Below are 9,685 nucleotides of genomic sequence, written 5' to 3'. Positions count from 1 at the left end.
TCTTGCGCCTTATAGTTTGGCTGGTTACGCCTTCAATCTTGGCGAGCTTTGTAGCCGAAACCCACAAGATAAATTCATCTTTTAATGATTTATCTTGTGTCTAGCGTAATTGATTTTGTGATTGTTGCAATTTTATTTGACTGTTCGCACTTTGTTATTAATTACTCAACAATTTCTTTAAATATCTGGAAATAGTTCGGAAAGGTCTTTGAAGTACAACCAGGATCATTGATGGTAATTGGGCTACCACCGAATGCCGCCAGGGAAAAACACATGGCCATTCTGTGATCGTCGTAGGTATCTATGACTGCAGACTTAACCATTTCTGGAGGATTAATCACAATGTAATCTTCACCTTCTTCCACTTCGGCTCCGACTTTACGAAGCTCAGTCGCCATCGCTGATAGCCGGTCAGTCTCTTTAACCCGCCAGTTGTAGATATTTCGAATAGCCGTCTGCCCACTGGCGAAAAGAGCGGTAGTCGCAATGGTCATGGCCGCATCCGGGATATGGTTCAGATCAACATCCACACCCTTGAGTTCACCTTTCTCTACTTCAATCCAGTTGTCACTCCACGTAACTTTAGCGCCCATTTGCTCAAGCACTTCAGCAAAACGGGCATCGCCCTGAACACTGGCATCACCGGTACCATGAACCCTTAGTTTGCCTCCGATAGCGGCCGCAGCCAGAAAATAAGAGGCCGAGGAAGCATCTCCTTCCACCATAATTTCGCCCGGGGAACGGTAGGTCTGCCCCCCTTCCACGACAAAGCTCTGGTATTCATTATTCAGAACATTCACACCAAAGCGACTCATAACCGAAAGGGTGATGTCGATGTAGGGTTTGGAAACCAGTTCACCATCAATGTTAATGATCGTTTTGCCTGATGCTAATGGGGCTGCCATCAGCATGGCAGTCAGGAACTGACTGGAGATATCGCCCCTGATGCTGACGTCTCCCCCCTTAAGACCCGAGCCTGAAATTTTCAGAGGCGGGAAGTTTTCCTTACCCAGGTACTCAATGTTTGCACCAGCCTGTTCAAGACAGTAAGTCAGATCGCCGATGGGTCGCTCATACATTCTGGGCTCACCCGTCAGAGTGTATTCACCTTCCCCCAGAGACAAAGCCGCCGCCAATGGCCTCATGGCAGTACCCGCATTCCCCAAAAACAGAGTCAGACGTTGACCAGAGCCCAACGGACCAGCTACTCCAGTGATTTTACAAACAGTATTGCTGTCTGACAGTTGATACTGAACACCCAGCGCTTTCAGAGCTCTGAGCATATAGCGAACATCATCGCTATCCAGAAGATTGCTGATGGTCGTTGTACCTTCTGCCAGCGCGGCAAGCAGTAAAATACGATTGGACAGGCTTTTTGAGCCAGGAATAGACACCTCCCCTTGCACGCGGGAGATGGGCTTTAAAACGAGTTGCTCCATTGGACTTCTTAACTGGCCGAATGATAGGAGGCAACGATTATACCGCAATACATCCATAAATCAGCCGGTGTTAAGCAGTCCATAAAAGAAAACAGGCCGTAAAGCGGCCTGTTTTCTTTTATGGAAGCAGTCAGTATCAGACAATCTTACCGTGACACTGTTTGTACTTCTTGCCAGAACCGCAGGGACATGGTTCATTTCGGCCAACTTTACGGCTTTCACGAACGAAAGGTTCAGTCAAACCTTTTGGCGACTCATGCTCTTCCACGGAGTTCTCTGCCATACCCTGAGCCTGGTCATGCTGGAACTGCATACGACGAATCAGCTCCTGGCGACGCTGTTCTTCCAATTCCTCAGTTTTATCATCCTGCTGAACCTGGACATGAGAGAGGATACGAATGGTGTCCGTTTTGATATCTTCCAACATGGACTGGAACAATTCAAAAGCCTCTCGCTTGTATTCCTGCTTGGGGTTCTTCTGGGCATAGCCTCTCAGGTGAATCCCCTGACGCAGATGATCCATGGTCGCAAGATGCTCTTTCCACTTGTCATCCAATACTCGCAACAGGATATGCTTCTCGAAGTTCCTCAGGGACTCGTCTCCCGCCAGCTCTTCTTTCCGCTTGTAGCTGGAGACTACCTCAGCCAGAATTTTCTCTCTCAGGCCTTCTTCTTCCAACTTGTCGTCTTCATCCAGCCACTTCTGGATCGGCAACTGCATAGCCAGTTCGGCCCCGAGCATCTGCTCAAGACCTTTTACATCCCATTGCTCTTCAAGACTCTCGGGTGCAATATGCTGGGAAATGACATCGCTGACCACTTCGGCTCTCATGCTGTCGATGCTCGACTGCACATTTTCAGAATTCAGAAGCTCATCACGCTGCTTATAGACCACTCTTCGCTGGTCATTGGCGACGTCATCGTATTCCAGCAACTGCTTTCGAATATCGAAGTTACGACCCTCAACCTTGCGCTGGGCTTTTTCAATCGCATTGGTCACCATTCGGTGCTCAATGGCTTCACCTTTCTCCATACCCAGTGCTTTCATGAAGCTCTTCACCCGTTCAGAGGCAAAGATACGCATCAGGTTATCTTCTAGAGACAGGTAAAAGCGGGAAGAACCCGGGTCACCCTGACGACCGGATCGACCACGCAGCTGATTATCGATTCGACGGGATTCATGACGCTCAGTACCGATTATATGCAGACCACCGGCTTCCAGTACTACCTTATGGCGCTTGTGCCATTCGGCCTTGATCTGATCTTCCTGTTCCTGACTCAAATTTTCAACCGCAGAGAGCTCGGCTTCCCAGCTGCCGCCCAGAATAATGTCAGTACCACGACCCGCCATATTGGTAGCAATAGTAATCGCACCTGGTCGACCCGCCTGGGCTATGATCTCGGCTTCTTTCTCGTGGAATTTGGCGTTAAGAACATTGTGAGGAATCCTGGCCTTGTTCAAGGCATTGGATAACAGTTCGGAAGCGTCAATGGATGCAGTCCCCACCAGAACTGGACGCCCCCGTTCAACGGTTTCCTTGATATCTGCAATGATTGCCTCGTACTTTTCTTCGATGGTCAGATAAACCAGATCGTTACCATCCTCACGCACCATAGGTTTATGGGTCGGAATAACAATAACGTCCAGTCCATAAATCTGGCGAAGCTCAAACGCTTCTGTATCCGCTGTACCGGTCATACCAGAAAGCTTTTCATAAAGTCGGAAGTAGTTCTGGAATGTCGTGGAGGCCAGTGTCTGACTTTCAGCCTGTATATTAAGCCCTTCCTTGGCCTCAAGTGCCTGATGCAGACCTTCAGAGAGACGACGGCCCGGCATGGTTCGCCCCGTATGCTCGTCTACCAGCAGCACTTCGCCGTCGGCTACGATGTACTCAACATTGCGCATGAACAGTACATGTGCCTTCAGTGCCGCATTCACATGATGAAGCATATTCAGATTATGAGCAGAATAGAGACTCTCACCTTCAGGCAGTAATCCCAGTTTCTGCAATTGCTCTTCAATAAACAGATGACCGACCTCAGTCAGTTCAACCTGACGAGTCTTTTCGTCCAACAGGTAATGACCGGTTGGCTCTTTATCTTCTTCAAGCTCTTCTTCCTGCTTTTTAAGCTGAGGAGCCAGCTTGTTCATCTGCTTGTAGAGTTCAGAAGAATCTTCCGCTGGACCGGAAATAATGAGTGGCGTTCGGGCTTCATCAATCAGGATCGAATCCACTTCGTCGACAACGGCATAGTGCAATTCACGCTGAAACTTATCTTCCTTGCGAAATGCCATATTGTCTCGAAGATAATCAAAGCCAAACTCGTTGTTGGTACCATAGGTAATATCAGCTTGATAGGCTGCTCTTTTCTCTTCAGGAGACTGCTGAGGAAAGACTACACCAACTGTCAGGCCAAGAAACTCATAGAGAGTACTCATCCACTGGGCATCACGACGAGCCAGATAATCGTTGACGGTAACAACATGAACACCCTTACCTGTAATAGCATTCAAGTAGACAGGCAATGTCGCCATCAATGTCTTACCTTCACCGGTTCTCATCTCGGCAATGCGACCTTCGTGAAGAGTAATGCCACCGATCAGCTGGACATCGAAGTGCCTCATACCCATGCTGCGCTTGCTGCCCTCCCTGACAACAGCAAAGGCCTCCGGCAGCAAAGCGTCCAGATTTTCGCCCTGTTGATAGCGATCCTTGAGCAACCGGGTCTTGCCCCGGAGCTCTTCATCGTTGAGACCAGACAGTTGATCTTCTATGGCATTGATCTGCTTGACCAGTTTGCCCATGCGTTTCAGCTGGCGATCATTCCGGCTACCGATAATTTTTTTGACTAACGAAGCTAACATAGATTGGTTACAGTCTCACTCTGATTCCGGGGCTGCCTCTCTTGCCGACAATCCCGGGTGGGCGGACAAGCTAAAGAACAGCCAAATATTTTATGACAATCACACAAAAGTCTCATCCATATTAGCTATAAATCTGCCCCTGAATGCTTAATAAACCATAAACGTTAAGCTCAAGATGGATATTTATTGACTGACATCAACGCCAGACACTTCTAACGAGTCGAATTAAAAAGCGGAAAATCCGCACTTTAAACCAACCAGGAAGGATATAAGGACAGAAAAGATGCATTTCAAGGGCGGGAAACTATTTTTCGTCACCGGCTCAGACACTCCAAAATCAATGCTCGGTTCGCGCAGTTCATTGAACAAAAAAGTCACAAAACAGAACCGGAAGTATCAGAAAAAATAAACAGCACATTACCTATTTTGGGAGAGTTACTTACTGACCCGATAAATGTAGCGCTGAGGATCCACATGTTTACCATTTCGAATCACTTCAAAGTGGACATGCGGACCTGTTGAACGGCCTGAACTTCCTACTTTTGCAATAACCTGACCACGGGTAACGATGTCACCCACCTTGACTTTGTTGACCTGACTATGGGCATATCGAGTTACGTAGCCATTACCATGATTTATCTCAACCATAAGACCATAGCCAGAACGTTCACCCGACCAGGTGACAACACCAGCAGCCACAGCAATGACGTCGGAGCCATTTACTGCGGCCATATCAATACCCGAATGCCAAGATAGCTTTCCGGTAAAAGGATCTGCTCTCTGACCAAAACGAGAAGAGAGCCAACCTTTCCTGACAGGAAGTCCCGCTATGAAGACATCATCACTCATGGCTCTGCTGGAGACCAGACTGGTCAGAATATCAAACTGCTGTTCTCTGCTATCTATCTGCTCGGAAAGTTGATCAATGGCATCAATAAGTGGAGGCTTTGAATAGAGAGATTTGTTAAAAGGTAAGGCTTCCGGCCCGCCAATAGCTGGCACCTCATCGAAGGAAAACTCGCCATCATTGAGATTCGCAGCCACGGTAAGCCTCTCTCCAACCGCATCCAGCCGGGTAATCCGCCCCTGCAACTCAGCCAGACGAATAGTCAGGGCATCAATTTGACGCTCTGCAGCGAGACGCACATTTTCAACTTCTTTCCTTTGTCCGCTCAGGGTTGCCCGCCATTGCTGCAAGCCTTCTTCGGTCAGGACAACACCAGGTTTTGAATTAAGGAAAAGATAGGTAATTCCTCCACCCAGCATCATGCAGAGAGAAATCGCCGAAAAAGCAGCCAGTGCCAGCCGCTTGCCTGTGACTCTGAACGACTGCGTCCGAGAGTGATCCTGCTTTACAACAATGACTTTCATTCGAGGAAGCCCTTTACTCCCAACGGTTTTAAGTTATTCACTCATTATTATGGAAATCACTGCCTAACGCCCGGGCTTCAATGCAGAAGGCGATAGAGCGTCATATCCATAACCTGCCCTGAGACAGAACAAGACCCTTCAGTCTTGGAGAATTGACTCAATTTCGGACGCAATGATGAACTTCGGTAAAAAAGTCATTTTGCTGTCTCTCTGCTATATCCTTGATCCTTGTTTTTTCGCTCTTGGCCCTTCAGATTAAGATAGCCACTTAAACCAGACGCTACATTCAGCCAGCACGACTTCAAAAAAGGTCGCCACAGCGACCTTTTTTGAAAAGTGATCAATGATCAATCCCCCGCACAAGGGTTAAGCGGTAACCGCAGCTGGCTTGAGGTAGGAAATCGGCGCTACTTCAGTATTCTCGAATGTCACCACCTCCCAAGCTTTTTCATTCTCCAGCAGAGAACGAACCAGCTTGTTATTCAATTCGTGTCCTGATTTGTAGCCCACAAACTGTCCAACCAGGCTATTGCCAAGCAGATAAAGGTCACCGATGGCGTCCAAAATCTTGTGTTTGACCAGCTCATCGTGATAACGCAAACCGTCCTCGTTCAGAATGCGGTAGTCATCAACCACTACTACGTTATCAACGCTGCCGCCCAGAGCCAGATTCTGTGAACGCAGGTACTCAACGTCACGCATAAATCCGAAGGTACGGGCCCGACTGACTTCTTTTACAAAAGAGGTGCTAGAAAAATCAATCTCAGAGGTCTGTGAACGACCTTTGAAAACAGGGTGGTCAAAATAGATAGTAAAGCTGACTTTAAAGCCGTCATAAGGCTTAAAGGTAGCCGTTTTCTCGCCATCAGTGACGGTGACTTCCTTCTTGATACGGATAAATTTCTTGGCCGCCTCCTGCTCCTGAATACCAGCAGACTGGATCAGAAAAACAAAAGGCCCGGCACTACCGTCCATAATCGGCACTTCATGGGCGCTAACTTCGACATAGGCATTGTCGATACCCAGCCCCGCCATTGCCGAAAGAAGATGTTCAACGGTATCTACCCGGACACCATCCTTCTGCAAAGAGGTGCACAGGGTTGTTTCTCCGACATTCTCTGCACGAGCAGGTATTTCCACCACAGGATCAAGATCTGTGCGACAGAAGATAATGCCAGTATCGACGGGAGCCGGTTTAAGAGTCAGATAGACTTTTTCACCGGAATGTAACCCCACTCCCGTAGCTCGAATAATATTTTTCAGGGTACGCTGTCTGATCATGATAACGCTATTCCGCGACCTCTAAGGCCCCTGTTATTTGAATGCAACGACTCATTGTAACAAAAGTTACATATGACACAACCGGTCATTCATTCAATCGGCTTGTCGACGCAAAAACGCCGGTATATCAAGGTAATCCACATTGTCAGATGATGGCGCCTGCCTGCGGGGCTTTTCATTTTCCTCAACCTTGGGCTGTTCAGCAGCTTTATTGCGAACACGAGGAGGAATATCGAGCTCCTTGAGATTCAGGGTACCATCTGGACGGACCGCCTTGGGCTTGGAACCTTCAACCGCTTTAAGAGACTGATCCTGCTCCCCACCAGCGTCTCCCAGACCGGTCGCAACAACAGTCACTCTCAATTCATCTGTCATTTCCGGATCAATAACTGTGCCCACCACGGTGGTGGCATTATCTGAAGCAAATTCACGCACTGTATCACCTACTTCGTGGAATTCACCTACAGAAAGATCCAGGCCCGCAGTAATATTAACCAGCACGCCACGAGCCCCCTGAAGATTGACATCCTCCAGGAGAGGGCTGCGGATAGCACGCTCAGCCGCTTCAATCGCTCTGTTACTGCCTGTAGCAGAGCCAGTGCCCATCATAGCCATGCCCATTTCAGACATAACTGTACGAACGTCAGCAAAGTCAACGTTAATCAGTCCGTCACGGGTAATCAATTCCGAAATACCCTGAACTGCGCCTAACAGAACGTCATTGGCCGCACCAAATGCGTTCAGCAGACTGACATCACGCCCCAAAACCGGCAGAAGGTTCTCGTTAGGAATACAGACCAGAGAATCTACGCTCTCCTTAAGTTGATTCAGACCCTCTTCAGCCACTGCCATTCTGCGACGACCTTCGAAAGAAAAGGGCTTGGTCACCACTGCTACGGTCAGAGCACCCATTTCCCTGGCAATCTCAGCCACAACCGGTGCTGCTCCGGTGCCTGTCCCCCCACCCATGCCGGCGGTGATGAAAACCATGTCAGAGCCCGCTAACACTTCAGCAATCCGGTCTCTGTCTTCCATTGCAGCATCACGACCGACCTCCGGATTTGCCCCAGCACCGAGACCGCGAGTAATGTTAGCCCCCAGCTGCAGATGGGTATGAGCCTGAAGGTGCTGTTTTTTCAGAGCCTGAGCATCCGTATTGGCACAGACAAACTCAACGCCTTCCAACCGACTGTTCAGCATGTGACAGACTGCGTTACCGCCACCGCCACCAACGCCTACTACCTTTATCACCGCTTCCTGCGGAACATTATCCACCAGTTCAAACATGGCTCTCTCCTTTCTGTCACCGTAAACAGGATATTTTCTGAATATTCATTACCACAACACCACGATTACTTTCCTGTAAGAACACCCTGTAAAATGGTCATTTGCACAAGGTACTCCTACTTCACAAAAGACAATCCATTCACTGTCTTCTGTAGCGATCATTTCTGCTGATGGCGACTGCCCCTCAATCAGAACTGACCCTGAAACCATTTTTTAAGCCTATTAAGCAGACTTTCTTCCTGTCTGCCGAAGCTGGCCGTTTCCCTTCGCCCTTCCTGCTGAGCTTTCAAACCATAATGAAGCAGGCCGACACCTGTTGCATAGATAGGATTGCAAACGACATCTGTCAACCCCTGAATGGCCTGAGGCACACCGAGCCTGACCGGCATGTGAAAAATTTCTTCTGCCAGGTCTACAGCACCTTCCATTTTGGACGTACCACCAGTCAGCACAATACCGGCTGGAATGAGGTCTTCAAAACCACTTCGTCTCAATTCCGCCTGAATCAGCGTAAACAGTTCATCGTATCTGGGCTCAACTACCTCTGCCAGCGACTGTCGTGACAGTTCTCTGGCCGGCCTGTCTCCAACACTCGGAACTTTGATCATATCTTCAGCGCGAGCCAGTTGGGTGAGGGCACAGGCGTATTTAATCTTAAGCTCTTCAGCATGCTGTGTGGGCGTTCTCAGAGCCATAGCAATATCATTGGTGACCTGATCACCCGCTATTGGAATAACAGCCGTATGTCGTATGGCTCCCTCAGTAAAAATAGCAATATCGGTAGTACCACCGCCAATATCTACCATGCATACACCGAGCTCTTTTTCATCTTCTGAAAGCACGGAATAGCTCGAAGCCAGCTGTTCCAGAATAATGTCGTCTACTTCCAGACCACATCGTTTAATACAGTTCTCAATATTCTGCGCCGCATTGACGGCACAGGTCACCAGATGCACTTTCGCTTCCAAACGCACACCTGACATACCCAGTGGCTCTTTCACTCCTTCCTGGGTATCAATCACATATTCCTGAGGCAGAATATGGAGAATCCGCTGATCTGCGGGAATAGCAACAGCCTGAGCGGCATCAATCACCCTGTCAACATCGGCACTGGTCACCTCTCTCTCCCTGATAGCAACGATTCCATGGGAGTTCAGACTGCGAATATGATTACCTGCGATGCCGGCGTACACAGAGTGGATCTGACAACCAGCCATCAACTCAGCCTCTTCCACCGCTCTTTTAATGGCATGGACCGTAGAGTCGATATTAACCACAACACCTCGCTTCAGACCCCGCGAAGTGTGGGAGCCGATCCCGATCACTTCCAGCTGACCATCTGCGGTTATTTCACCCACAATCGCTACAACCTTGGAAGTGCCAATGTCGAGTCCGACGATTAAATTTCCGTTATCTGCCGCTGTCATGGCATCTATCTTCC

6 protein-coding genes are annotated in these 9,685 nt (G+C 48.8%); all 6 read right to left on the bottom strand.

Going from position 1 to position 9,685, the window contains the following annotated elements:
• Nucleotides 1-161: 161 nt before the first annotated feature.
• The gene (gene aroA, locus KDK17_RS16645) at nt 162-1,439 is read right to left on the bottom strand and encodes a 3-phosphoshikimate 1-carboxyvinyltransferase (RefSeq protein ID WP_257288576.1); all 1,278 of its coding nucleotides are present in this window, start codon (nt 1,437-1,439) and stop codon (nt 162-164) included.
• A 136-nt stretch (nt 1,440-1,575) separates the two neighbouring features.
• Nucleotides 1,576-4,305 (bottom strand): preprotein translocase subunit SecA, encoded by a 2,730-nt coding sequence (secA, locus tag KDK17_RS16640; RefSeq protein ID WP_257279937.1) that lies wholly within the window; start codon nt 4,303-4,305, stop codon nt 1,576-1,578.
• Nucleotides 4,306-4,740: 435 nt separating this feature from the next.
• The gene (locus KDK17_RS16635) at nt 4,741-5,676 is read right to left on the bottom strand and encodes a M23 family metallopeptidase (protein WP_257279938.1); all 936 of its coding nucleotides are present in this window, start codon (nt 5,674-5,676) and stop codon (nt 4,741-4,743) included.
• Between the two features lie 366 nt (nt 5,677-6,042).
• Nucleotides 6,043-6,957 carry a UDP-3-O-acyl-N-acetylglucosamine deacetylase gene (gene lpxC / locus KDK17_RS16630; RefSeq protein WP_257279939.1) on the bottom strand — a complete coding sequence of 305 codons (915 nt, stop codon included), beginning with the start codon at nt 6,955-6,957 and terminating at the stop codon, nt 6,043-6,045.
• 93 nt (nt 6,958-7,050) lie between these two features.
• Nucleotides 7,051-8,244 carry a cell division protein FtsZ gene (gene ftsZ / locus KDK17_RS16625; RefSeq protein WP_257288575.1) on the bottom strand — a complete coding sequence of 398 codons (1,194 nt, stop codon included), beginning with the start codon at nt 8,242-8,244 and terminating at the stop codon, nt 7,051-7,053.
• Nucleotides 8,245-8,432: 188 nt separating this feature from the next.
• Entirely contained in the window at nt 8,433-9,671 is a 1,239-nt protein-coding gene (gene ftsA, locus KDK17_RS16620) for a cell division protein FtsA (protein WP_257276280.1), read from the bottom strand.
• Between the last annotated feature and the right edge of the window lie 14 nt (nt 9,672-9,685).

This window comes from Endozoicomonas sp. SESOKO2, assembly GCF_024606245.1.
Taxonomy (GTDB): Bacteria; Pseudomonadota; Gammaproteobacteria; order Pseudomonadales; family Endozoicomonadaceae; genus Endozoicomonas_A.
This window is presented reverse-complemented; position numbering and strand designations above follow the sequence as displayed.